23 protein-coding genes are annotated in these 23,325 nt (G+C 73.3%); 12 read left to right on the plus strand and 11 right to left on the minus strand.

Annotation, left to right across the window (positions count from 1 at the left end):
* Positions 1–5: 5 nt before the first annotated feature.
* Together MWU75_RS04565 and MWU75_RS04570 are read left to right on the plus strand one after the other, a co-directional pair.
* Positions 6–983 carry an amidohydrolase family protein gene (locus MWU75_RS04565; RefSeq protein ID WP_247088506.1) on the plus strand — a complete coding sequence of 326 codons (978 nt, stop codon included), beginning with the start codon at positions 6–8 and terminating at the stop codon, positions 981–983.
* On the plus strand, positions 980–1,438 hold the full coding sequence (locus MWU75_RS04570; RefSeq protein WP_247088508.1) for a hypothetical protein: 459 nt from the start codon (positions 980–982) through the stop codon (positions 1,436–1,438). The genes MWU75_RS04565 and MWU75_RS04570 overlap by 4 nt, the downstream gene beginning before the upstream one ends.
* Here the strand turns inward: MWU75_RS04570 and MWU75_RS04575 are convergent.
* The 5 genes from MWU75_RS04575 to MWU75_RS04595 are packed head-to-tail and all read right to left on the minus strand — an operon-like array spanning position 1,356 to position 5,189.
* On the minus strand, positions 1,356–1,859 hold the full coding sequence (locus MWU75_RS04575; protein ID WP_247088510.1) for a MaoC family dehydratase: 504 nt from the start codon (positions 1,857–1,859) through the stop codon (positions 1,356–1,358). The genes MWU75_RS04570 and MWU75_RS04575 overlap by 83 nt on opposite strands.
* A gap of 45 nt (positions 1,860–1,904) precedes the next feature.
* Positions 1,905–3,185 carry an SIS domain-containing protein gene (locus MWU75_RS04580; protein ID WP_247088511.1) on the minus strand — a complete coding sequence of 427 codons (1,281 nt, stop codon included), beginning with the start codon at positions 3,183–3,185 and terminating at the stop codon, positions 1,905–1,907.
* Positions 3,186–3,194: 9 nt separating this feature from the next.
* On the minus strand, positions 3,195–3,401 hold the full coding sequence (locus MWU75_RS04585) for a hypothetical protein (RefSeq protein ID WP_247088512.1): 207 nt from the start codon (positions 3,399–3,401) through the stop codon (positions 3,195–3,197).
* Positions 3,398–4,819, minus strand: a complete 1,422-nt coding sequence (locus MWU75_RS04590) for a phosphomannomutase/phosphoglucomutase (RefSeq protein WP_247088513.1) — start codon at positions 4,817–4,819, stop codon at positions 3,398–3,400. The genes MWU75_RS04585 and MWU75_RS04590 overlap by 4 nt, the downstream gene beginning before the upstream one ends.
* Positions 4,820–4,829: 10 nt before the next feature.
* Entirely contained in the window at positions 4,830–5,189 is a 360-nt protein-coding gene (locus tag MWU75_RS04595; RefSeq protein WP_247088515.1) for a DUF3499 domain-containing protein, read from the minus strand.
* A gap of 106 nt (positions 5,190–5,295) precedes the next feature.
* Here MWU75_RS04595 and MWU75_RS04600 point away from each other — a divergent pair, with 106 nt between their 5' ends.
* Positions 5,296–5,718: a metallopeptidase family protein gene (locus MWU75_RS04600; protein WP_247088517.1), complete on the plus strand. Its 423-nt coding sequence runs from the start codon at positions 5,296–5,298 to the stop codon at positions 5,716–5,718.
* A gap of 116 nt (positions 5,719–5,834) precedes the next feature.
* On the opposite strand, the gene MWU75_RS04605 is transcribed toward MWU75_RS04600, so the two are convergent.
* Genes MWU75_RS04605 through MWU75_RS04615 form a run of 3 tightly spaced genes read right to left on the minus strand, consistent with a single transcriptional unit; the run spans position 5,835 to position 11,236 of the window.
* The gene (locus MWU75_RS04605) at positions 5,835–7,772 is read right to left on the minus strand and encodes a DUF5719 family protein (RefSeq protein ID WP_247088519.1); all 1,938 of its coding nucleotides are present in this window, start codon (positions 7,770–7,772) and stop codon (positions 5,835–5,837) included.
* A complete protein-coding gene (locus MWU75_RS04610) occupies positions 7,772–10,966 on the minus strand; it encodes a glycosyltransferase (RefSeq protein WP_247088521.1) in 3,195 nt (1,064 codons plus the stop codon). The genes MWU75_RS04605 and MWU75_RS04610 overlap by 1 nt, the downstream gene beginning before the upstream one ends.
* 15 nt (positions 10,967–10,981) lie before the next feature.
* Positions 10,982–11,236, minus strand: a complete 255-nt coding sequence (locus MWU75_RS04615) for a WhiB family transcriptional regulator (protein ID WP_247088523.1) — start codon at positions 11,234–11,236, stop codon at positions 10,982–10,984.
* Between the two features lie 233 nt (positions 11,237–11,469).
* Here MWU75_RS04615 and cofD point away from each other — a divergent pair, with 233 nt between their 5' ends.
* Together cofD and MWU75_RS04625 are read left to right on the plus strand one after the other, a co-directional pair.
* Positions 11,470–12,480 (plus strand): 2-phospho-L-lactate transferase, encoded by a 1,011-nt coding sequence (gene cofD, locus MWU75_RS04620; protein ID WP_247088525.1) that lies wholly within the window; start codon positions 11,470–11,472, stop codon positions 12,478–12,480.
* A complete protein-coding gene (locus MWU75_RS04625; RefSeq protein ID WP_247088527.1) occupies positions 12,477–13,520 on the plus strand; it encodes a coenzyme F420-0:L-glutamate ligase in 1,044 nt (347 codons plus the stop codon). The genes cofD and MWU75_RS04625 overlap by 4 nt, the downstream gene beginning before the upstream one ends.
* A gap of 46 nt (positions 13,521–13,566) precedes the next feature.
* Here the strand turns inward: MWU75_RS04625 and MWU75_RS04630 are convergent, their stop codons facing one another.
* Positions 13,567–14,514, minus strand: a complete 948-nt coding sequence (locus MWU75_RS04630; protein ID WP_247088530.1) for a DNA-3-methyladenine glycosylase 2 family protein — start codon at positions 14,512–14,514, stop codon at positions 13,567–13,569.
* 119 nt (positions 14,515–14,633) lie between these two features.
* Here MWU75_RS04630 and MWU75_RS04635 point away from each other — a divergent pair, with 119 nt between their 5' ends.
* The 3 genes from MWU75_RS04635 to MWU75_RS04645 are packed head-to-tail and all read left to right on the plus strand — an operon-like array spanning position 14,634 to position 16,859.
* Positions 14,634–15,359, plus strand: a complete 726-nt coding sequence (locus MWU75_RS04635) for a TIGR03089 family protein (RefSeq protein ID WP_247088531.1) — start codon at positions 14,634–14,636, stop codon at positions 15,357–15,359.
* A 48-nt stretch (positions 15,360–15,407) separates the two neighbouring features.
* Positions 15,408–16,217 carry a CoA transferase subunit A gene (locus tag MWU75_RS04640; protein WP_247088533.1) on the plus strand — a complete coding sequence of 270 codons (810 nt, stop codon included), beginning with the start codon at positions 15,408–15,410 and terminating at the stop codon, positions 16,215–16,217.
* A 3-nt stretch (positions 16,218–16,220) separates the two neighbouring features.
* Positions 16,221–16,859, plus strand: a complete 639-nt coding sequence (locus MWU75_RS04645) for a CoA transferase subunit B (RefSeq protein ID WP_247088535.1) — start codon at positions 16,221–16,223, stop codon at positions 16,857–16,859.
* Positions 16,860–16,903: 44 nt separating this feature from the next.
* Here the strand turns inward: MWU75_RS04645 and MWU75_RS04650 are convergent, their stop codons facing one another.
* Positions 16,904–17,869 carry a glycosyltransferase family 2 protein gene (locus MWU75_RS04650; RefSeq protein ID WP_348647734.1) on the minus strand — a complete coding sequence of 322 codons (966 nt, stop codon included), beginning with the start codon at positions 17,867–17,869 and terminating at the stop codon, positions 16,904–16,906.
* Between the two features lie 76 nt (positions 17,870–17,945).
* Between MWU75_RS04650 and MWU75_RS04655 the strand changes: the two genes are divergently transcribed.
* The 4 genes from MWU75_RS04655 to selA all read left to right on the plus strand — a co-directional run bounded on the left by MWU75_RS04655 (position 17,946) and on the right by selA (position 22,462).
* Positions 17,946–19,259, plus strand: a complete 1,314-nt coding sequence (locus tag MWU75_RS04655; protein ID WP_247088537.1) for an LCP family protein — start codon at positions 17,946–17,948, stop codon at positions 19,257–19,259.
* A complete protein-coding gene (locus MWU75_RS04660) occupies positions 19,256–20,194 on the plus strand; it encodes a class I SAM-dependent methyltransferase (protein ID WP_247088539.1) in 939 nt (312 codons plus the stop codon). The genes MWU75_RS04655 and MWU75_RS04660 overlap by 4 nt, the downstream gene beginning before the upstream one ends.
* 88 nt (positions 20,195–20,282) lie before the next feature.
* A complete protein-coding gene (locus tag MWU75_RS04665) occupies positions 20,283–21,176 on the plus strand; it encodes a universal stress protein (RefSeq protein WP_247088540.1) in 894 nt (297 codons plus the stop codon).
* Positions 21,173–22,462, plus strand: coding sequence for an L-seryl-tRNA(Sec) selenium transferase (gene selA, locus MWU75_RS04670; protein ID WP_247088542.1), 1,290 nt, complete (start codon positions 21,173–21,175; stop codon positions 22,460–22,462). The genes MWU75_RS04665 and selA overlap by 4 nt, the downstream gene beginning before the upstream one ends.
* 24 nt (positions 22,463–22,486) lie before the next feature.
* Here the strand turns inward: selA and MWU75_RS04675 are convergent, their stop codons facing one another.
* Positions 22,487–23,245, minus strand: a complete 759-nt coding sequence (locus tag MWU75_RS04675) for a class F sortase (protein ID WP_247088544.1) — start codon at positions 23,243–23,245, stop codon at positions 22,487–22,489.
* Positions 23,246–23,325 lie beyond the last annotated feature (80 nt).

Genomic DNA, 23,325 nt, shown 5'->3' on the forward strand with positions numbered 1-23,325 from the left:
CCCGTGTGGGGAAGGACGACCGGACCGACGGACCGGCGACCGATGCCGACGTGCCGGCGTGGGTCGCCGGCCTCGGGCTGCCCGGTCTGGCCGACATCCACGTGCACTTCCTGCCCCAGCCGGTGATGGACAAGGTCTGGGCCTATTTCGACGCGCACGGCTGGTCGGAGGGGGGCGACTGGACGATCCACTACCGCCTGCCCGAGGACGAGCGTCTGGCCGTCGTCCGGCACCTGGGCCTGCGCGCCGTCCCGGCCCTGACCTACGCCCACAAGCCCGGCATGGCCGCCTGGCTGAACGAGTGGTGCGCCGACTTCGCGCGCCGGGTCCCCGACGCGGTGCCCTGCGGGACCTTCTTCCCGGAACCGGAGGCGGCCCACTACGTGCCGGAGGCGCTGGAGCGGGGCGTCCGGCTGTTCAAGACGCACGTCACCGTCGGGGACTTCGACCCCACCGACCCGCTCCTGGACCCCGCGTGGGCGGCGGTGCAGGAGGCCGGGGTCCCGGTGGTACTCCACGCCGGCTCGGGGCCGCACCCCGGCCGGCACACCGGCCCAGCACCGGTGGCCGCGCTGCTGCGGCGCTTCCCACGGCTGGTGCTGGTCATCGCGCACCTGGGCATGCCCGAGCACCATGAGTTCGCCGACCTCGCCGAGCAGTATGCCGGGGTGCACCTGGACACCACCATGGCCGGGACCGACTACGTGCAGGCCCGTTCCCCCCTGCCGCCGGACTACCTGCCCAGGTTGCGGCACCTGCAGGACAAGGTGGTGCTCGGCGCGGACTTCCCCAACATCCCCTATCCCTACGCACACCAGCTGCAGGCGCTGGCGCGGTGGGACCTCGGCGACGACTGGTTGCGAGACGTGCTGTGGCACAACGGTGCCCGCCTGATGCGCCTGCCGCAGACTCGCCCGGAGCCCGCCCCTGCGCCAGCCCCTGACCCGGCACCAGGACCCGACCCGGCGGAAGGCGGCCGGTGAGGCGCTGGGGCGGCTGGATGGCCGGGGTCCTGCTGCTGCTCTCGCTCGGCCTGCCGTGGGTCCCCGCGCGCGGGCAGTACATCCCGGGCAGCGGACCGTCCTGCATCGCGGACCTGTCCGGCAGCGGCGGACTGATCTGCGACTACATCGGCACCGCGGCCATCAACACCCTGACCCCGGTGGCCAGCGGTGCCGACACGCCCTCCCGGTTCTTCCTCGTGCTGGCGCTAGTCCTGCTGGCCTGGCACCTGGCGTCGGGCCGGACGGCGCCCGCGCTGGCGTCCGCCGGCGCAGCCGTCGCCGGGGTGGCCCTGTCCCTGCCGCTGGTCCTCAGCGGTCAGGCCACCACCCTGCTGGCGGCGGTCCTGCTGGTCACGGTCGCACGGCCACCAGGTTCATCACCCGCTGGGACAGCACCACCTCGTCGTCCTGGTTCAGCAGCTCGCAGACCGTGACCACCAGACCGCGGTCGGGCTTGGAGCGGGACAATCTGGTCTCCAGAGTCTGGGCGTGCAGCCGCAGGGCGTCTCCCGGGCGCACCGGCCTCGGCCACCGGACCTCATCGACCCCCGGGGAGGCCAGCGACCCGCACCTGGTCAGGTAGTGGTCGGCGTACAGCCGCATGAAGACCCCGATGGTCTGGATCCCGCTCGCGATCAGCCCGGTAAACGGTCCGGTAGCCGCCCACTCCGGGTCGGTGTGCAGGCGTTGCGGATCATAGGTGCGGGCGAAGTCGACGATCTCCTCCTCGCTGAGCGTGATCGTGCCGTACTCACGCACGTCACCGACGGTGTAGTCCTCGAACCAGCGGTCGGTGCCCGGCGTCGGGAAGTCCTCACGCAGTGACCGGGTGGTGCTCCAGGAATCTGTCGACATGCCCCCATCCTTGCCGACACCTCGGGTCCGGTCCGACGGGACCACTCAGCGGGTGCGGTCGTTGAGATCGGCCACGTGCGGGGAGACCGACGGGTCGAGGCCCAGCCCCAGCGCCAGGTAGGTCGCCGTGAAGTCAGCGGTGGCGACGAGTTCCGCCAGCCTGGTCAGTGGCCGTCCCGGTTGGGCGATGACGTCCATCACCCGCACGCCGGCCTCCCGTGCCGTCACGAGCACCGCATCGGTCAGCGCCTCGACCTGCACCGACTCCTGCGTCGGCGGGTCGACCGGCGCGTCCCGCAGGGTCAGCAGACCGAGCTGCGGCAGGGACGGGCCGTCCAGGAAGGGGTCGGCGAAGATGTCCCGTCCACCCTCCCCGCGCGGGATCTCCGCGAGGTCGCCCTCCGGCTCGTCGAACAGGTGCGGCTCCCAGCCGCTGGTGTCGATGTCGCCGAGCTTGATCCGGCCCGCGTCATAGGTGCCGGGGCGCCGGCCCCCGATCGTCGTGTAGGGGCCGTCGAAGCAGGCCACGATCTGGCTCGCCGCGTCCGGGAGCTCCCCCCACGGAGCGGGGATGCGTGCGGTGCGCGCGAGCATCGAGGAGGCCCGGGCGGCCGCGACCCCGCTCAGCGGTGAGTCGCCCAGCACCATCGGCACGGTCTCGGCCAGCTGCAGCGCGAGGAGCTTGGCCGGGTTGACGAACGACTCTGATGCCGGGCGGTAGGCCTCGGCCGCCTCGTCCAGCCGCTCGGCGACCTCACTCATCCCCTCCGCTGGGGCGTCGACGAGACCGACGGCGTCCGCGCCGAGTAGCACCGGCACCAGGAGGCTCCACAGTGCGGTCCGGGAACTGGTCCGCGAGCGGCCCACGCCGATGTGCACCCCCCGGGCGCGTCGGCATACGTCCGCCAGTGGTGAGTCGTCGGCACCGACGGTGAGGAGGGAGGACCCCCGCCGGGCCGCCTCCGCCGCGATCGCCAGCGGTCCCGGGGCCCGGCCCGAGAGGGAGACAGCCACCACGAGATCGAGCGGGCCGACCCACCCGGGCAGCGGCAGGTTGCGGCGGGCCTGCACCGGCACCGGTGAGCCCGGCTCGGCCAGCAGCTCGAGGACGTCCGCGACCAGGGCCGAGCCCCCAAGTGCGGCGACCAGGACCGACCTGGGCCGGTCGAGCCGCGCCAGTCGGTCGATGCCGGCCTCCTGGGCCAGCGTGACCGACTCGCGGACCTGGGCACCCGCTGTCGCCAAGGCGCGCAGCGTCTGCCGACTGTCCTTGCGCAGCAGCTCCTCGGAGTCGTCGAGCAGTGCGTCGTCGATGTGCGGTGCCATGTGGGCTCCTCAGCGCGTGACGGTCGCGGCGTCGCTCTCGAGGAGGACGGGGATGCCGTCGGTGATGGGGTACTGACGGCGCTGTCCGGGTCCCCCACAGTCCTCGGCGCACTCCAGGACTGGATCCCCCGCCTCGTTGGTCGCGTCGACCAGCTCGTGGCGCCCGACCGGGCAGCGCAGGATCTCCCGCACCCAGGGCTCGATCGCGTCGGTCATGCTCGCACCATCCTCAGGACTTCGTCACGGACCTTGCTCATGGTCGCCTCGTCGGAGGCCTCCACGTTGAGCCGCAGCAGCGGCTCGGTGTTGCTGGGCCGAAGCGAGACGGCCCAGTAGGCCCCGTCGGGACCGCTCGACATACTCAACCCGTCGAGCAGGTCGACAGTAGCGCCCCGCTCATCCCCCCACGCACGCACTCTCGCGGTCGCTGCTGCCACGTCCTCGACGCGGCTGTTGATCTCGCCCGAGCCGGTGTAGCGCTCGTAGGGTGCGACCAACTCGGAGAGCGGGCCGGTCTGCTCCCCGAGCGCGGCCAGCACGTGCATCGCGGCCAGCATGCCGGTGTCGGCGAACCAGAAGTCGCGGAAGTAGTAGTGCGCCGAGTGCTCCCCGCCGAAGACCGCGGCGTGCTCGGCCATCTGCGCCTTGATGAAGGAGTGTCCGACGCGGGTGCGCACCGGGCGGGCCCCCGCCTCCAGGATCGTCTCCGGCACGGCGCGGGAGCAGATGACGTTGTGGACCACGGCGACGTCGCCGGGGTCGACCCCGGCCGCCACCTCGCGGGCGATCTCTCGGGCGGCGACCAACGCCGTGATGGCGCTGGGGGTCACCGGGGTGCCTCGTTCGTCGACGACGAAGCAGCGGTCGGCGTCACCGTCGAAGGCGAGGCCAAGGTCGGCGTCGTGGGCCAGGACGGCCGCCTGCAGGTCGCGCAGGTTCTCCGGCTCCAGCGGGTTGGCCTCGTGGTTGGGGAAGGTGCCGTCCAGCTCGAAGTAGAGCGGGACCACCTCCAGCGGCAGGGCCGTGCGCTGCAGGACGGCCGGCACGGTGTGCCCGGCCATGCCGTTGCCCGCATCGACGACCACCGTGAGGGGACGTCCCCGGGAGAGGTCGACGAGGGAGTGCAGGAAGTCGGCGTAGTCCACGAGCAGGTCGGCCTCGGCGATGCTGCCAGTCCGACTGCCTGACGGGAGGTCGTGGTGCGCGCCCCGGTCCAGGAGCCACTGGGCCAGGTCCCGCACCTCGGCCAGGCCGCTGTCCAGGCCGACCGGCCGGGCGCCCGAACGGCACAGCTTGATGCCGTTGTAGCCCGCGGGGTTATGACTGGCGGTGAACATCGCCCCCGGCACGCCACGAGCGCCGCTGGCGTAGTAGAGGCCGTCGGTGGAGCAGAGCCCGATCATCGTCACGTCCACGCCGTGAGCCGCGGCTCCGGCGGCGAAGGCCCGGGACAGCTCGGGAGAGGAGGGCCGCATGTCGTGGCCGATGACCAGGTCGGTTGCACCCCCGGGGATCACGACGACCTGGGCGAAGGCGGAGCCGAGCGCGCTCGCGACGGCCGCGTTGAGCTGCTGCGGCACGAGTCCACGCACGTCGTAGGCCTTGATGAAGTCCTGGAGGCGCGGTGCGGTCACGCGGGTGAGCCTATCGGTCGCGCAGCAGGCGCAGGTGACCGCGGCGACCGATCTCGGTCACGCTGGCCTCCGCCGGACGCAGCGGTGCCGCACCGGCGTCATCCCCCCGGACGGCCTTGTGCTCCCGCACCGCCTCGGCCAGGGCCACCAGGTCATCCGGCGGCTCCTCCCCCATGGCCAGGCGCACGACGTCCCAGCCACGCGGGGCCGTCAGCCGGCGCGCGTGGTTGTCGCAGAGGTCGTAGGAGTGCGGCTCGGCGTAGGTGGCCAGGGGACCCAGGACCGCGGTCTGCTCCGCATAGACATAGGTCAGCGTGGCGAGTGCCTGGTGGGCACACGCGGTCTTGGAGCACTGCCGGGAGATAGCCACGATCCAAGACTGTATGCCGTTCCTCGCCTCCCGCGTCGCAACCACGCCGAGACGGGACGCGCCCGCTCCCTGCCGGGTGTCCCGCCCCCCGGCCTGAGGGTGTTGGATGGAGTCCATGCCAGGACCGCAGGGAGTGCCGCGACGTCCCCGCCGGCGCGACCGGCGCGGCAGGGGCCCGCGCGGCCCGCTCGCCTGGCCGCCCGTCCCGGTCATGACCAGCCGGTCTGCCCGCTTCGACGACCTGGTGCTCGACGCCGTGCAGCTGATCGAGCAGCGTCTGGGACGCGAGCTGACCGGGCTTGAGGTGGCAGTGGAGGATGTGCCACCGACCGATCCGGCTCCCTGGGAGTCCGGGATCGCGCTGGGCCGGCTCTTCCCCGCCGAGGGTGCCCTGCCCGCGCGGGTCGTGGTCTACCGGCGGCCCGTGGAGTCACGAGCACGGGATGACGAGCTGGCCACACTCGTGCACGAGGTCCTCGTCGAGCAGGTCGCTTCGATGCTGGGAATGGACCCCGAAGACCTCCTCTGACACCGGTCGGGGCCTTCGAGTCACGGCAACCACGGGGCGACGGGTCCTCGCGTCCCGGCAACCAGGGGGCGACGGGTCCCCGCGTCACGGCAACCAGGCGGCGACGGGCCAGCGCGTCACGGCAACCAGGGGGCGACGGAGCGGACCTGGTGCGTGACGGGCGCCTCGGGCAGCACCGTCCCGGCGACCAGGACGCCCAGGTCGTCCTCCGCGGCCGTGAGCAGCGCAGAGGCCGCGGAGCCCTCGACGGCCCGGACCCAGACGCTCTCGGTGGCCGGGTCCAACTCGATGGTGACGCTCCCGGCGGCGGGGACCTCCTCGGTGCGCACCTCGGTGCTGCCCTGGACGAGCGTGACGACCTCGACTCGGGCCCCTTCGGTGGAGGCCACGGACAGTTCCCGCGGCAACGGGTCAGCGTCGCGGTGCGCCAGGGGCAGGCCGACCAGACCGGTCGAGGGCGTGACCGCGGGGACCCAGGCGAACTCGCCCACCCCGTCCGCCTCCGCACGGAGGACGATCTGTGCCGCGGCCACGACGGGGGCGTCGGCCACGACCTCGATCGCGTGCGTCCCCTCGGGCAGGTCGGACACGTCGATGTCGGCGACCGCGCCGGCGTCGACGGTGGTCACCGCGTTGGCGACCCGCACCGGCCCCTCCGCCGTCAGCGCGCGCACCTGCACCACGGCCTGCTCGGTGCCGGGGACCCCCACCCGCACGGAGGATGAGTCGGCCGACTCGGCCCCGGGTCCGGGCACCGCCGGGATCACCTGGGCCGTGGCGGGTGCAGCAGTGGCGGTGGTGAGCTCGGTGCCCCGGTCGAGCGTCCCCTCGAGCCACCTGTCACCGACCGCGGCGAGCACCGGACCGCCGGTGGTCGTCAGGTGGATGACGGGACGCTGCTCCCCGGGAGCCAGCGCATCGACGAGGACCACGTGGCGCCCTCCCGGAGCGATGACGATCCCGCGGCCGCCCACGACCGCGACCGGTCCACCCGCACCCAGCACCTCGACGTCGGCGGTCACGGGGTTGCCCGTGGGATTGGCCAGGATGAGCCGCTCGGCTCGGCCCGGTTCGGCCCCACCCGCGATGTACCAGGCCTCGTCCATCGCCTGCGTGCACGGCGCCATGCTGAGGCCGCGCTGCTGTTCCTCCTGGTCGAGCGCGAGCTGTGAGCCGGCGAAGCCTGCTGCGAGTGAGCCGGTGGCGGTGCCGCGGACCCAGTTGGCGCCGGACACCTGCAGTCGTGCCACGTCGCTGCGCGCGGCCGACCGTTCCGTCGCACCGTCCGGGGTCACGGCCAGCTGGAGCTGTCCGGTGCCCGTGGGGTCGATCCCCTCTCCGAGTGCCTCCATGGGCGCACTGCCCGCCGAGACCGACACTGTCTGGTCGGGCTCGGTCACCGTGGGGTCGTCGAGACCGACGAGGTCGGGGCCCACGCAGCCGATCGAGCTCTCGGTGACCACCGCGAGTCCGGCCTGCTGCCCATCCGGGACGGACGCGGACGCGCTTCGGTCCAGCGCGGCGGCCAGGTCCACACCGCTGATCCGACCCGAGCCAGCACCGTAGACCAGGGCGCCCGCGATCCCGACGAGAGCCACTGCCCTCGCCCACCGCCCGACGGCGGCGCGCCGACCGCGGCCCGTGCCACCGGTCGACGCCGGCCCGCCGTCGTCGCCCCCCGAGTCGTCGCCCTCCCAACCCTCGGGGCTCGAGGCCTCCGCGTCCCTGTCGCCGTCACTGTCCGGTGCCGCGTCATCGCTGCTCGCGAGGTCCGCACCGTCCCTGTCCGGCGCCGCGCCGTCACCACCCGGCGCCGCGCCGTCACCACCCGGCGACGCGTCGTCGCTGGTCCCTGAGTCCACGTCGACGGTCGCCGAGTCGGCGCTGGCGGAGGCTGTCGCCTCGGCACCTGCGGCCTGCCCATCCGGGCGGCCGTCGTCCTCCGGCACGCTGGCCGTCAACGGCGTCTGATCGGACTCCGGGTCCGGGTTGTCGTAGAAGAGGTCGTCGACGCGCGGCCGGTCCGGGCCGGAGCGCCTGGTGTAGTCCGCCATCAGGTCACCCTCCTGCGTCGTGAGCCGAACGGGAGCGCGAGGAAGAGCACCAGCACGGCGACCGCCACGGTGATCAGGCGCCAGGTCCCGTCCTGTCGGGGTAGCTCGATCTGGAGCTGGTCCGCCGCGCCCTGGGACACCTCGTAGCGCAGCGGCCACTCGCCGTCGACGGACTCGAGGAGCTCGCCGCTGGCCCGGACCTGCGCGACGGTGGCCCACCCCGCCTCCTCCGAGATCACCAGGGCCGCGGTGTCCGCGGGTGGGTCGGTGCTGGCGCGCAGCGTGCTGCGTGGACCGTCGACGGGCACCACCGTCAGGGGCACGCCTGCCTCGTCGACGAGGCGGACCCGGGCGGGCGGGACCAGTGCGTCGTCAGGGCCGGCGCCCCCGACACGCCACAGCAGCAGGTCGTCGGTGGAGTTCACCCGCGACAGCGACGCCGTGGCGTCGAGCGTCGCTACGAGCGGGTCACCCTCCGGCGCCCGGAGACCGACGTAGCCGACGGCGAGATCGAGGAGTGCGTCGTGCTCCGCGGTGGAGTCACTGGCGTCTCCGGCGTCAGTGAGGTCAGCCACCGCGTCAGCCAGCGCCTCGCGCCCTGGCTCGGCGGTCGCTTCGTCCTCGCCCCTGCGGTCCCGGTCGCTCTGCGTCACGACCTCGGCGACCTGGTCCCGGACCCACAGGCCCGGCTCGCGCCCGGCGAGTCGGTAGGTGACGGTGTCGTCCTCGACGGTGAGGTCCAGGATGCGCAGGGCCTCGGGGCCCTGCGCCTGCGCCGTGACCACGGCCGGGTAGGCCCGGGAGGCCTGGCTGATCTGCGGGCCCACGCCGGACCAGACGCTCCAGGCCAGGGTGCCCAGGCCCGCCACGGCGACCACCCCGGTGAGCACGGCGACCAGGGGCCGGTGCCAGGGCGCCCGCCCCCGGGCGGGCGGGAGCTCGATCGTCTGCGCGGCGGCCAGGAGCAGGCAGGCCGCGGCGACGCTCACGAAGAGCCCGGGCCAGGGGGTGACCACCGCACCGGCCTCACTGTGTCCGGTGGGCACGACGCCGACGTGCAGGAGCGGCGCCGCGAGCGCAGCCGCGAGGCCGAGCAGGGCGCCCACGAGCAGCGCGGAGGCGCGCCGCCCCCGGTGCCCCCTGGGCACAGCCGCCCCCACCGCGAGAACGAGCAGCGGCAGGGTCCACCAGAGCGTCGGGGACAGCCCTCCGCCGGGATGCAGCAACAGGGTCTGCCAGGACTCGACCTGCGCGGGACCCGCGGCCGCGGCCCCCGCTCCGCCGAGCAGCACCCGGGGGTCCTCGACGACCGTCCGCAGCAAGGGACCGAGCAGCACCCAGGGCAGGACCACCAGGAGCAGCCCGCGCAGCCGGCCCCATCCCGGTGCACAGAGCAGCACGAGCACACCGGCGATGCTGCCCAGGATCAGGAGGGCAGGCGTGAACAGCCCGACGAGCACGAGCAGCAGCACCGTCGCGAAGGTCGCCGAGGTGCGCTGGGCACCCTGCCTGCGCGACCCGGCCACGACCACCCCTGCCACGAGGAGCGGCATGGCCACGTGTGCGACCACCGGCCCCAGCCGGCCCTCGTCGACCGCCGCCGACAGGGGCGCCAGACCCGCCCAGATCAGGCCGGCGACAGCGCGCACCCAGCGGGACCGCACTCCCACGCGCGTCGCGACGTAGCCGGTCAGCACCGACAACGGGATCGCCGCGAAGAGGATCCAGGTGAGCGTGACGGCCGCGGGCGAGCGGGACGCATCGACCCACGGCAACTGCTCCACGACCCAGGTGAACCCGGTCATCGGGAGCAGCCACGGGGCCGGGTCGTCGCCGCTGCCCAGGCCGCCCCCGGTCCACGGATCCGCCCACGAGTGCCACAGGTCGGACCATCCGGCCAGCACGGGATACACCGCGCCACCACGCACGCCGTAGCCGCTGCCGGACAGACTCGGCAGCAGCTCCCGCCAGCGCACCAGTGCGGCCACGATCGCCACGAGCAGGGTGATCACCAGGGGCCAGCTCCACAGCGACCGGATCCGGCTGGGCGCTGACTCCAGGGACTCGGCATCCTCCGAGACCGGTCCGGTCTCCAGTGCCGCGGCCCCACCTCCGGCGCCGGGCTCGGCGAGCGTGCCGGGCACGGTGTCGGTGGTGCCGTGCCAGGTGCTGGCCGTCGCGGCGAAGAGACCGGACAGGTCACGACGGCGCACCCGGGTCCGGCCGCGGAACCGCCAGCGGGCGCCCAGCCCGCGCCAGGGCGCCAGGACCGCCGTCAGGTCGGCGAACTCCGCCGCGGCCTGACCCGGTCGTTTCACCAGCAGCAGGCCGAGACCGGCCAGCACCGAGGTCAGCAGTATGCCGATCGCGCGCCAGGGCGCCGACCACAGGGACCCGCGGGCGAGGGCCAGCTGGCGGACCCTGCGGCGGGTGGTCAGCGAAGGGGCCGGGTGGCCGACCCCTCCCTGGCGCACCACGGCGTCGGTCGCGACGACGACCCGGTGACCCGCCAGATGACTGCGCCAGCTGAGGTCGAGCCCCTCGGCGCCGTGGTCGAAGGCACGCTCCACGCCCCCGATCTCGGCCAGGACGTCGCTGCGCACGAGCATTCCCGGGAGCGGGACCCCGATCACATCGAGCCGCTCGTCGTGCTGGCCCTGGTCCAGCTCCCGCGCCACCCCGGCGTCGGCCACCCGCCCACCGCGGGTGAGCTGGTGCCCGACCGAGATCAGGCGCCGTGGGTCGTCGACGCGGACCAGCTTCGGGCCGACGACACCGACCCCGCTCGAGCGCTGGGTGGCCTCGATCAGCTCGGCGAGCGCGTCGGGCTCGGGCACGGAGTCGTCGTGAAGGACCCAGATCCAGTGCCGGGGCCGCGGGGGCAGGTCGGCTCGTGCGTCCTCGACCACACGCCATACCGGCGGCTCGCCATCCGGGTCCGGCAGGCGTTCGCGGACCACCAGATCAACCCCCCGGTCGGCGATCAGGGTGTGCGCGCGGGCGTCACGGACCTCCGCGTCCTGGGCGTCGAGACCGGTCACCACGATGCGGTCGGGCAGTCGCTCCTGCTGGAGGAGGGCGTCGAGTGACTGCAGGACGACCGGGCCGCCGGGGTGCGTCAGGAGGAGGACCGTCAGGTCCTCCACCGGAACGCGCGGTCGATCGCGCACCCGGCTCGCGGGTGTGGCGGGCACGATGAGGGCGGCCGCCTAGACGGCGCGCTTCTTCAACTTGCGCCGCTCCCGCTCGGACAGGCCGCCCCAGATGCCGAAGCGCTCGTCGTGTGCCAGGGCATACTCCAGGCACTCGGCGCGCACCTCGCACCCGACGCAGACCTTCTTGGCCTCGCGGGTCGAGCCACCCTTCTCCGGAAAAAAGGCCTCGGGGTCAGTCTGTGCGCACAACGCACGCTCCTGCCACGAGGCCTCCTCCGAGTCCGTGTCGGTGCTCGTCAGAAATGTCATGATCTCCAGCTCGTGCACGGTTCCTCCAACCCTCACCCAGCACAAGTAACAACAAGAGAATTACACGCGTGTCATCCTCTCACGTCAAGCCCTGATCTGCTATCGGGCGCTGACCTCCCACGTTGCGGCGCCCGTGGGAGCCTCCACCGTCGGACCGCAAGCAGCTCTGGCCGGTGACCGGAGTCGGGCCCGGCACCCTCCGGGTGCGAGGATCAACGCATGAGGACGAGGACATGAGGATCGCAGCGCTGGCCGGCGGTGTCGGCGGGGCACGTTTCGTGCGAGGACTGCTGCACGAGCTCCGCGAGGTGCGCGGTGACCGCGACACCGAGGTCACGGTGATCGGCAACACCGGCGACGACATCACGCTCTTCGGGCTGCGGATCTGCCCGGACCTCGACACGCTGCTCTACACCCTCGGCGGTGGGGTCAACGAGAGCCAGGGGTGGGGCCGCGCGGACGACACGCACACGGTGCAGGGTGAGCTCGCTGCACTGGGTGCGGTGCCGCAGTGGTTCGGGCTCGGCGACGCCGACTTCGCCACCCACATCGCCCGGAGCCAGTGGCTCGGACAGGGCCAGACGCTGAGCCAGGTGACCGCGCGACTCGCCGAACGCTGGGGCCTGCCCGACCAGGGCGTCCGGCTGCTCCCCGCCACCGACACCCCGATCGAGACGCACGTCGTCCTCGACGACGGCGAGGCCGGCGAGCGTGCCGTCCACTTCCAGCAGTGGTGGGTCCAGCTGCAGGCGGCGGTGCCGGCCCGGAGGTTCACCGTCGCCGGTCTGGCGCAGGCGGTGCCGGCGCCCGGCGTCCTCGACGCCCTCCGCGGCGCCGACGTGATCCTGCTCCCCCCGAGTAACCCGGTCGTGTCCATCGGCATCATCCTCGGGGTGCCCGGCGTGCGCGACGCCCTGCGCGGGTCCCGCGCCCCCGTGGTCGGGGTGAGCCCGATCATCGGCGGCGCCCCGGTGCGGGGACACGCCGACGCCTGCCTGGCCACCCTTGACGTCGAGGTCAGCGCGGCCGGGGTCGCCGGGCTGTACGCCGACTTCCTGGACGGGTGGCTCGTCGACGATGCGGACGCGGCCGGCACCCGGGGTTCACGCCCGCGGGTGCGCTCCCTCGACCTGCGGATGCGGGACGTCGCGGGCGCGGCGCGCATCGCCGGCGCCGCGCTCGACCTCGCGGCGGACCTCGCCACCCGGCCCGGCGCCGACGTCGCACCGGGAACCACCGCATGACGGGAGCACCTCCTGACGGCACGGTCACGGTCCACCCGTTGCCCGGCATACCCGAGGTTGTCGCCGGTGACCACCTCGGCAGGCTGCTGCGTGATGCGCTGACCCGCGCCGGGCTGACCCTCGCGGACGGCGACGTGCTCGCGGTCTCCAGCAAGATCGTCTCGAAAGCGCGCGGCCTGCGGGAGGTGGCCGACGGGCGCGGCGAGTCGGTGCTCCGGCAGAGCCGGCGGATCGTCGCGGAGCGGCGCACGCCCACCGGCACGACCCGGGTCGTCGAGGCGGTGGCCGGGCCCGTGATGGCCGGGGCCGGGATCGACGGGTCCAACACCGGTGCCGACAACCGGCTGCTGATCCTGCCCGGTGACCCCGACGCAGCCGCGCGGGAGCTCTATGCCGAGCTGCTGATGGCCTACGCCCCGCAGCCGCTCCCGCGCCTGGGGATCGTGGTCACCGACACGGCGGGCCGTCCGTGGCGTGCGGGACAGACCGACTTCGCCCTGGGCGCCTGTGGCGTCGCTGTCCTGGAGGACCTGCGCGGCGCCGAGGACGCCGACGGCCGGCTCCTGGCCGTCACCGCACGCGCCGTCGCGGACGAGATCGCCGCGGCCGCGGACCTGGTCAAGGGCAAGGCGGCCGGGGTCCCCGCGGCCCTGGTCCGAGGGCTCCCCGGCGGCACGGTCACCGACCCCGGCGCGGCAGGCGCCCGGACGCTGGTCCGCACCGGGCCGGGCGACTGGTTCGCGCTGGGCGCCACCGAGGCGGTGCGCGCCGCGCTGGGGGCTGCCCCGGGGTCGCCGGCCGCCGATCGCGTGGGCGTCGCCTCCGTCGTGCCCGAGGAGTATGCCGACCGCCTGGCTCGCGCGGTCCGGCTCGCCCTGCTCGGGGAGGACGGGGCCGAGGTCATGGAGGGAGCGGGCGGTCACCTCCTGGTCAACGCCGGGACACCGTTCGTGGCGGGGCGGGTCTGCGCGCGGCTGGAGGTCGCGCTGGCGAGCGAGGCGATCGCGGACGTCACCGTCAGGTGGACCGGCGACGACTGACGAGTCCCCGGCCCGCCCGATGAGCACCGGGAGGCGAACGAGACCACTACAGACGTTGCGTGGGGAGGTGACGGCGCGGGGCCATCCGCGGTCCTCGTCGGGGTCGCATCATGCCCGCCAGTTCCAGGAGTCGCTGCACCCGGTAGCGGTGGCCGCGGTAGGGCTCGAGCAGCTCGGCCAGCCCGTCGTCGTCGACCTCCTCCCCCGTCAGCGCCCACCCGATGTTCTTCGCCACGTGGTAGTCGCCGAAGCTCACCGCGTCGGCGTCTCCCAGGGCTCGCTGGGCCGTCTCCGCCGCCGTCCAGACACCGACCCCCGGCACCGCGCGCAGCCGCCGGTGCGCCTGGGCCAGCGGCAGGTCGACCACGTCCGCCAACCGGTCGGCGACCCGCACCACGCGCATCACCGTGTCGGCGCGCTGTGGGCTCACCCCCATCCGCAGCCACTCCCAGGACGCCACCCGGCGCAGCTGCTCCGGCGCCGGCGGGACGGACAGTCCCAGCTCGGCCCCGGGCCCGGGAGCGGTCTGGCCGAGGCGGCGCACGAGGCGGCGGTAGCCGGCAAAGGCCTCCTGGCCCGTCACCTTCTGCTCGATGATCGCCGGCACGAGTGACTCCAGCACGAGACCGGTCCGCGGCACGCGCCAGCCGGCACCGCGGTGCTCCAGGGCCGCCGCCACCGGCGGGTGGTGCGCGACAAAACCTGACGGGTCGTCGTCCTCGCCGAGCATCGACGGGAGGCGGTCCAGCAGCCAGGTCGCGGCGTCGGCAGCGCCCCAGGCGTGGCCGACGACCCGAGCCTCCGAGTGCCGTGTGGACACCCGCAGGGTCACCGCACCGAGCGGTGTGAGCACGCCGCGCCACAGCACCCCGCCGGAAGACTTCCACGTGGGGTCACCGGCACCGCGACGCAGCGTCCCCCACGTCGCGGCGACGTTCACCGGTCGTCCCGGGGCCCACGACCGGACGAGCGGTCGAGGAACGGTGATGGTCACGGGACACAGGATGACATCACCAGCAGGACGGCACCCGTGCGCCCCCGGACCGCGCCGTCCGGGACTTCGCGACCCGTCCGTCATTCCCGTGGACCGGCCCTCTCGGCTAGCGTGACCCCGTGCTCACCCCCCACCAGGCGCTCACCGACCTCGTGCACGACGACGCGACGCGGCCCGCCATCACGTTCTACGACGACACACCCGGCCCGACCCAGGGCGAGCGCATCGAGATCTCCCGGCGCGTGCTGGACAACTGGGTCGCCAAGGCCGCCAACGCCCTCCAGGAGGGACTGGACGTGCAGCGCGGATCCGTCGTCCTGCTGGACCTGCCGTCCCCGCACTGGCGCACCTGCTACTGGGCGCTCGCCGTGTGGGCGGTCGGCGCGACGTTGACCCTGGATGCCCACGAGGGCGCGGACGTGCTGGTCACCACCGACCCCGACTCCGGCACCGCCGAGGATGCCGACGAGGTTGTCGCGGTCACCCTCGCCGCGCTGGCCAGGGAGTATGCCGGGGACCTCCGGTCCGGCGTCATGGACGAGGCCAAGGAGATGTCGAGCTTCGGCGACGGGTTCACACCCTGGGACGAGCCGGAGGAGGACGACGACGCCCTGGTCCACGACGGCGACCGGACCACCTACGGCGAGCTGTTCGGTGGACCAGCGTCCGACGACCCCGGGTGGCCGGCCGGCTCACGGGTCCTGGTGACCAGCGACACGGCATACGACCTGATCCGGCACCTGCTCCGGGCCCTGGCGACCGGCTCGTCGCTGGTCCTGGTCCGGGGGTCGGGGCCCGCCGACGAGGACCGACTGGCGAGCGAGGGTGTGACCCTGCGCACATAGGTGTGCCCGGCCACCGCGGCGTCGTGGGCCGCAGGTAGGGTCTCGCCCATGGACAAGGTCGTGAGCAGCGCAGCAGAAGCCGTCGAGGGCATCGAGGACGGCATGACCCTCGCCGTGGGCGGGTTCGGGATCTCCGGCATCCCCAGCGTCCTCATCGACGCCGTGCTCGCCAAGGGCAGCACCAACCTGGAGGTCGTCTCCAACAACTGCGGCGTGGACGGTGCTGGCCTCGGTGTGCTCCTCGCAGCGCACCGCGTCGGCCGGGTCATCGCCTCCTACGTCGGTGAGAACAAGGAGTTCGCCCGCCAGTACCTCTCGGGCGAGCTCGAGGTCGAGCTCACGCCGCAGGGCACCCTCGCCGAGAAGCTCCGCTCCGCCGGTGCCGGCATCCCGGCGTTCTGGACGCCCACGGGGGTCGGCTCGCTGGTCAGCGAGGGTGGGATGCCGTGGCGCTACGACTCCGAGGGCAACGTCATCAAGGCCTCCCCGGCGAAGGAGAAGCGCGAGTACACCGTGCGCGGACACACCCGCGAGTACGTCCTGGAGAGCTCGATCTTCGCCGACTTCGGTCTGGTCCGCGCCGCCAAGGCCGACCGGCACGGCAACCTGGTCTTCAACAAGTCGGCCCGCAACTTCAACCCGCTCTGCGCGATGTCCGCCGGCGTGGCCGTCGCCGAGGTCGAGGAGCTCGTCGAGCCCGGTGAGATCCGCCCCGACGAGGTGCACCTACCGGGCATCTACGTCCAGCGCGTCCTGGTGCTGACCCCCGAGCAGGTGGCCGCCAAGGACATCGAGAAGAGGACCACCCGTCCCCGACCGGATGCCACCACCACCATCACCACCGACGAGGAGGCCTGAGCCATGGCACTGACCCGCGAGCAGATGGCGGCCCGCGCCGCGCAGGAGCTGCAGGACGGCGACTACGTCAACCTCGGCATCGGGATGCCCACCCTGGTGCCCAACTACGTGCCCGACGATGTCGAGCTGGTGCTGCAGTCCGAGAACGGCATCCTCGGTGTGGGCCCCTACCCCTACGAGGGTGAGGAGGATCCCGACCTGATCAACGCCGGCAAGGAGACGGTGACCCTGCGGGCCGGCGCCTCGATCTTCGACTCGGCCACCAGCTTCGGCATGATCCGGGGCGGCAAGGTCGACGCGGCCATCCTCGGCGCGATGCAGGTGTCCGCCGCCGGCGACATCGCCAACTGGATGATCCCGGGCAAGATGATCAAGGGGATGGGTGGCGCGATGGACCTGGTCCTGGGCGCCAAGAAGGTCATTGTGCTGATGGACCACGTGGCCAAGGACGGCACCCACAAGATCGTGCAGGAGTGTTCGCTGCCGATCACCGGTCTGGCCGTCGTGGAGCGCATCATCACCGACATCGCGGTGATCGACGTGACTCCCGAGGGCCTCGTGCTCCGCGAGGTCGTCGAGGGCGTCACGCCCGAGGAGGTCCAGGACAAGACCGGCGCGCAGCTCGTCGTCGACCTGATCTGAGCTGACCTGGCCGGTCTGGCCCGGCACGTAGCCCCGGCCGGCACCTACTCCCCGTCGACACCGCGGAGGAAGCCGGCACCCCACGACAGGTGCATGGTCGTCAGGACGGCCGGCATCCGGGCCGCGACCCGCGCGCCGTGCTTGGCCCCGATCGCGAGGCCACCGACGGTGACCAGCGCGGCATACCCCAGCGGCAGCGCGAGCAGGGGGCGCCAGGCCAGACCGCCGACCGCGCCGCCGGCCACGAGCAGCAGCGCCGTCGGGGGCGCGAGATACCGCGCGCTCACCGACTCAGGGTGCTGCTGCACGAGTCGGCGCCGCCACCGGCCGGTCCGGAAGTACTGTCGCGCCAGTGCCTGCAGGTCGGGCCGGGGGCGATAGGTGACGGTCAGCTCCGGTGTGAACCAGACCGTCCCGCCCTCCTGCCGGATCCGCCAGTTCATCTCCCAGTCCTGCGCGCGGGCGTAGGTCGGGTCGTAGCCGCCCACCCGCCGCAGCCAGTCGCGCTGGAAGACCCCCAGGAAGACCGTCTTGCTCGGGCCCGGCTGACCGCCGACGTGGAAGCGGGCGGCCCCCAGGCCCAGGCGTGAGCCCATCGCGACCGCCACGGCCCGCTCGAAGTCGGTCTGCCCCTCGGCCAGCATGACGCCGCCGACGTTGGCGGCACCGGTCTCCTGCAGCACCCGGACGGCGGTGTCGATGTAGCCCGCCGACAGCTCCCCGTGACCGTCCATGCGCACGATGACCTCGTGGCGTGCCGCGGCCAGCGCGGCGTTGAGCCCGTCCGGGGTCCGTCCCGAGGGATTGTCGACCAGGGTGACCCGGGAGTCGGCGGCCGCCAGCTCCTCGGCCACCTCCTGCGTGCGGTCCCTGCTCGGGCCGATGGCGACCACGACCTCCAGCTCCCCGGCATACTCCTGGGCCAGGACCGAGCGGACCGCCTCACCCAGGTGCCGTTCCTCGTTGAGGATGGGCATGATCACGGACACGGGAGGGCGGTCGTCGGTCACGACGACGAGGCTACCTTCCCCAATCGACCGGCGTGGGCGCAGCGTTCCCCCAGCCTCACCGCCTACCCTGGCGGGCGTGCCAACCCACTCCGAGGACGACTGGACCCGCCCGATGCCGCGCACCCCCGGCACCGGTGGGCGCTCGCGCAGGTCCCGTGACGACGACTACGACCCGCACTCCTCCGGAGAGCAGTTCACCGACGACACGGCCTACGACGACACGGCCTATGACGACGGGTTCTACGACGACCGGACCCGGGAGCTGCCGGTCGGCCGGCGGGCGACCGCGGCCGACTACGGCTACGACGAGGACGAGTTCTCCGACGAGCGCTGGGTCGAGCAGGAGTATGCCGAGGAGCCGTCCCCGCGGCCGGGTCCCCCCAGGCGTCCGCCGGGCGGGCCGGGTGGCCGGCCGCCGCGCCGCCGGCCACGCCGTCGCTACACGCTGCGTCGCGTCCTGGCCGTCCTCCTGCTGCTCGTCCTGGCCTACGTCGGCTCGATGATCTGGGCCGTGACCAGCATCTGGAACTCCATCGACCGGGTGGACGCCACCCCCACGAGCAGCACGCGGCCGGCTGCCGGCTCGGGCACCAACTTCCTGCTGGTGGGGACGGACAGCCGGGAGAACCTGAGCCGGGAGGAGCGCAACGACCTGGTGACCGGGCACGCGGAGGGGTCGCGGGCCGACACGATCATGTTGCTCCACCTGCCCGACTCCGGTGGGCCGACCCTGATATCGATCCCCCGCGACTCCTACGTGGAGATCCCGGGCTACGGCGCCAACAAGATCAACGCCGCCTACGCCAACGGCGGCCCGGCACTGCTGGCCGACACGGTGGAGCAGTCCACGGGTCTGCGCGTCGAGGGCTACCTCGAGATCGGGTTCGGCGGCTTCGTCGAGGTCGTGGCGACCGTCGGCGGTGTCGAGATGTGCCTGGACGAGCCCGTCCAGGACGAGAAGACGCGCCTCGACCTCCCGGCAGGCTGTCAGGTGCTCGAGGGCGCCGAGGCCCTCAACTACGTGCGGATGCGCTACGGCGATCCGCGCGGCGACCTGGGCCGCGTGGAGCGCCAGCGGGAGTTCCTGGCGGCGCTCACCCACGAGATGGCCACCCCAGGCACGGTGCTGGTCCCCTGGCGGCTGCACGACGTCGGGACGGCCGCCGGATCGGCGATGGCGATCGGCGAGGACACCTCCATGTGGGAGACCGTCCGGATGGCGCTCGGCATGCGGTCGATCTCCAACGGCGAGGGCCAGTCCCTCACCGTCCCGGTCGCCGACGCCAACTACGTGACCAACGCCGGCTCCAGCGTCCTGTGGGACGAGGAGAAGGCGGGCGCCATGTTCGAGGCGTTGCGCAACGGCGAGCCGCTGTCGATCGAGCCGTGACCCCTCGCGTGCTGGACCGCTGGTGGCTCAAGGCCGCGGCCCAGGGGGTGCTCGCCGCGGCACCCGGCGCCGCCGTCCTTGACGACCGGCTCCGCCGACGGGTGCGGGCACCGCGGCTGACGACCAGTTACTTCCGGTCCAAGTGGCAGCACGTCGAGGCGCACCTGCGGGCCACCGGCCGCGAGGCGGGCACCGGGCTGCCCGACAGCCGGGTCGTGGAGCTGGGGACCGGATGGTTCCCGATCGTGCCGCTCGGGCTGGCGCTGCACGGCGCCACGGTGGTCACCATCGACCGGACTGCGCACCTGGACCCGGCCCGGGTGCGCCTCACGATGCAGGTCCTCAGCGATCTCGAGGCCTCCGGGCAGATCCGCTGCGCAGCACCCGAGCGGCTGGCCCAACTCCGAGAGCTGCTCGGCGACCCCGGCGCCAGAACCGCCAGACAGCTGCTCGAGCCACTGGCCGTCACCCCGGTGGTCGCGGACGCACAGGCTCTCTCCGGCGTGCCCGAGACCCACGGCGCCGACCTCTTCGTCTCCAACAACACCCTCGAGCACATCCCGGCCGACGTCCTGGGCCGCATCTTCGCCGAGTTTCTGCGCATCGGCTCGCCTCGCGCGCGGATGAGCCACTACATCGACCTGGCCGACCACTACGCCGGCTTCGACCCCCGGATCAACGAGTTCCACTTCCTCACCCTGACCCCGGCCCGGTGGCGACTGGCCAACAACCGGCTCGGCTACCAGAACCGTCTGCGGCTCAGCGACTACCACCGCCTGCTGCGGGAGGCCGGCTGGCGGGTGTCCGGCCAGCGGCTCACCTCGCGCAGTGTCCGCCAGCTCGAGGGCCTGGAGCTGGTCTCCCCGTTCGACGCGATGTCGGCCGAGGACCTCCTGGTCGTCAAGGCCCACGTCGTCACCGACCGCCGGGCCTGATCCACCTGACCGGCCGTGGACCATCTTTGGGTGGTCACGGAGGCGTGTGTCCGACAGGATGGGTCAAGGTCGAGCACGAGGAGTCGAGATGAATGACCTGGATGCCCGCCCGGTGGTCGTCGGCTTCGACGGCTCCGAGCGCGCGGGCACGGCGGTCACCTGGGCGGCGCACGTGGCGGCGAGCCAGGAGGCACCCCTCGCGGTGCTGCACGCGGCGGAACGCCTGCGCTACGTCCAGGACGCCGGGACGGCGATCTGGGACCCCGAGGAGGTCCACCGGGACGCCACGGCGGTTGCGGAGCGGGGCGCCGACCTGGCCCGGGCGGTGCAGCCCGAGGTCAGGGTCACCACCCGCTCCTCGCTCGCCAGCGGCGCAGCGGCCCTCGAGGAGGTCTCTCCGAGCGCACGACTGATCGTGGTGGGCAACAGCGGGCGAGGCCGGGTCACCGGCATCCTGCTCGGCTCCACGGCCTTTCACGTAGCCAGCCGCGCCCGCTGCCCGGTGGTGGTCGTGCCGCGGGGCGAGCTCCCCGTGCCGGGCCCGGACCACGCGGTGTGTGTCGCCACCGATGGCTCTCCGAGCGGCGAGAAGGCGGTGCAGCGGGCGGCTGACATCGCCAGCCGCTTCGGCGCGCCCCTGGAGATCGTCACCGCCTGGGAGCGACCACCGCAGGACCGGTATGTCGCGGCCCCGCCCGCCGGTCAGGGTTCCTTCGCGGACCTGGAAGCCGCGCTCAGGGGCGCCGTCGAGAACATCGCCGGCGACGCCGGGCGGGCAGCCCTCGACAGACACCCGGGGCTGCGCGTGTCGACCGTGACGCCCGAGGGCCGTCCCCACGATGTGATTGCCCGCACGGCTGCGGACGCCGCCCTCGTGGTCGTGGGTGCCCGAGGTCGCGGCGATCTCACGAGCCTGCTCCTCGGATCGACCAGCCGCGCCGTGCTGCACCTGGCCACGTGTCCCGTGCAGATCGTCCGGTGAACGACCCGCGGAGGCGGATCCCGCGGACAGACCAGCTCCTGGCCGACCCCCGCCTGACTCGCGCGGGCCGTGGGCTGCGACGCGACGCCATACTGCCGGCCATCCACCAGGCGCAGGAACGGGCCCGGGCCGGCCTCATCGCGCCGGAGGACGTCCTGGAGGAGGCGATCTCTGCTCTCCCCGACGTCAGCACCGTGCGGGCGGTCCTCAACGCCACCGGGGTCGTGGTGCACACCAATCTCGGCCGGGCACCCCTGTCGGACAGCGCGATCGCGGCCGTCGTGCGTGCCGCGGCCTACACGGACCTGGAGTTCGACGTGGACACCGGGCGACGGGGTCCACGTGGCGCTGGGGTGATCGGCGCCCTGCTCGACCAGCTCCCCGAGGGCACCGACGCGATGGTGGTCAACAACGGTGCCGCGGCCCTGCTGCTGGCCATCACCGCCCTGGCCGGCGGCGGCGACGAGGTCGTGGTCAGCCGGGGGGAGCTGGTGGAGATCGGTGACGGCTTCCGGCTGCCTGACCTGATGGTGTCGACGGGCGCCCGGTTGCGCGAGGTGGGCACGACCAACCGCACCCGCCGGGCCGACTACACCGCGGCGATCGGCCCGCGGACGGCCGCGATCGTCAAGATCCATCCGAGCAACTTCCGGGTGGAGGGGTTCACCGGGGGCGTCAGCGTGCCCGACCTGACGGATCTGGGGGTGCCCGTCGTCGTGGACATCGGCTCGGGCCTGCTGGCTCCCGACCCCGCGCTGCCCGACGAGCCTGACGCCGCCAGCGCGCTGCGGGCCGGGGCCGCGCTCGTGACCGCGAGCGGCGACAAGCTGCTCGGCGGGCCCCAGGCCGGTCTCCTGCTCGGAGAACCGCCGCTGGTGCAGCGGCTCCGACGGCACCCGATGGCCCGGGCGTTGCGGGTCGACAAGCTGACCCTGGCGGCCCTCGGGGCCACGCTGCGCGGTGGGTCGACCCCGGTCACCACCTACCGCGGTGCCGACCCGGAGGCCCTGCGGCGCCGGACCGAGGTCCTTGCAGAGCAGGTCGGCGGCCGGGTGCGCCGCCACGACGGGGTGGTTGGAGGTGGCGGGGCACCCGGTGTCCGGCTGCCCGGGTGGGCAGTCGCGCTCCCCGAGGGGCTGGCCCGGCCGCTGCGGACCGGCACGCCGTGTGTGGTGGGGCACGTCGAGGGGGGCGAGCTGTTGCTGGACCTGCGGTGCGTCCCGGAGGAAGCCGACGTCGAGCTGGCCGCTGCCGTGCTGGCCGCCATCGCCGCAGGGGGGCCCTGACCTCGCGCCGCCCGGGGTCGACGGTCAGCCGAGCTCGGCGACGGCCAGGAAGGTCCCCCTGTCGTCGCCCTCGCTGACCTCGTCCGAGGTGACCAGGGCGACGCGACGCGTCTCCGACTGGTCTCCCCACAGCAGGTCCGAGGACTCCACGTCATCGCGCTCGACCAGGGCGGCGCTGACCACGTCGAGCTCAAGGGTGACCCCGTCGCCGAAGACCACGACGACCCGGTCACCCTCAGTGAGCGAGGTGACCCCGGCGAACGGTGTCGGGTCCCCGTCCGCGTCGGCCGTGCTGCCGACGATGACGGCCGTCCCGAGCTCACCGGGGGTCACCCGGTCGTGCCCGGTGTACCACACCGCCTCTCCGGCGGGCGGATCGATCACACCGCGTCCGTCGACCCCCGCGGGCGACAGGTGCACGGCGCTGCCGCCGACCGGCACGGCCAGCCTGACCGGGTCGTCGGCGGCCAGGGCCACGGGAGCAGGGGTGGCCTCGGCGGGTGTCGCGAGCTGGGAGATGAACGCGGTCACGGCCTGGACGGCCAGGACCAGTAGCACGGTCAGGACCAGCACCAGGACCGCAGCCACGATCCGCCGGCGGCGATAGACGGCGCGCTGACGCGCAGAGACGGGGCGACGCACCGGGGTCGGCTCGGTCACCGCTTGCGCCAGGGAGGGCTCGGTCACCGGTTGCGCCGGGGACGGCTCCTCCGTCCGCAAGACCTGCCCCACGGGCTCGCCAAGGGACTCCTCGACGAGCGGTGTCTCGGGCAGAGCCGACAAGTCCCGGTCCCTCCAGTCTCATTGATCACTCTGGTCACACGTGCAGTGACCAGCATGGGCAACGAATCCCCGAAAGGGAA

It is taken from the genome of Ornithinimicrobium sp. F0845 (genome assembly GCF_023015765.1).
Classification (GTDB): domain Bacteria; phylum Actinomycetota; class Actinomycetes; order Actinomycetales; family Dermatophilaceae; genus Ornithinicoccus.

What these genes read in the sequence shown, in the direction of transcription:
- MWU75_RS04575 (WP_247088510.1), bottom strand. Translation starts at nt 1,859, where the DNA reads ATGTCGACAGATTCCTGGAGCACCACCCGGTCACTGCGTGAGGACTTC.
- MWU75_RS04580 (WP_247088511.1), bottom strand. Translation starts at nt 3,185, where the DNA reads ATGGCACCGCACATCGACGACGCACTGCTCGACGACTCCGAGGAGCTG.
- MWU75_RS04585 (WP_247088512.1), bottom strand. Translation starts at nt 3,401, where the DNA reads ATGACCGACGCGATCGAGCCCTGGGTGCGGGAGATCCTGCGCTGCCCG.
- MWU75_RS04600 (WP_247088517.1), top strand. Translation starts at nt 5,296, where the DNA reads ATGGAGTCCATGCCAGGACCGCAGGGAGTGCCGCGACGTCCCCGCCGG.
- MWU75_RS04605 (WP_247088519.1), bottom strand. Translation starts at nt 7,772, where the DNA reads ATGGCGGACTACACCAGGCGCTCCGGCCCGGACCGGCCGCGCGTCGAC.
- MWU75_RS04615 (WP_247088523.1), bottom strand. Translation starts at nt 11,236, where the DNA reads ATGACATTTCTGACGAGCACCGACACGGACTCGGAGGAGGCCTCGTGG.
- cofD (WP_247088525.1), top strand. Translation starts at nt 11,470, where the DNA reads ATGAGGATCGCAGCGCTGGCCGGCGGTGTCGGCGGGGCACGTTTCGTG.
- MWU75_RS04625 (WP_247088527.1), top strand. Translation starts at nt 12,477, where the DNA reads ATGACGGGAGCACCTCCTGACGGCACGGTCACGGTCCACCCGTTGCCC.
- MWU75_RS04640 (WP_247088533.1), top strand. Translation starts at nt 15,408, where the DNA reads ATGGACAAGGTCGTGAGCAGCGCAGCAGAAGCCGTCGAGGGCATCGAG.
- MWU75_RS04645 (WP_247088535.1), top strand. Translation starts at nt 16,221, where the DNA reads ATGGCACTGACCCGCGAGCAGATGGCGGCCCGCGCCGCGCAGGAGCTG.
- MWU75_RS04665 (WP_247088540.1), top strand. Translation starts at nt 20,283, where the DNA reads ATGAATGACCTGGATGCCCGCCCGGTGGTCGTCGGCTTCGACGGCTCC.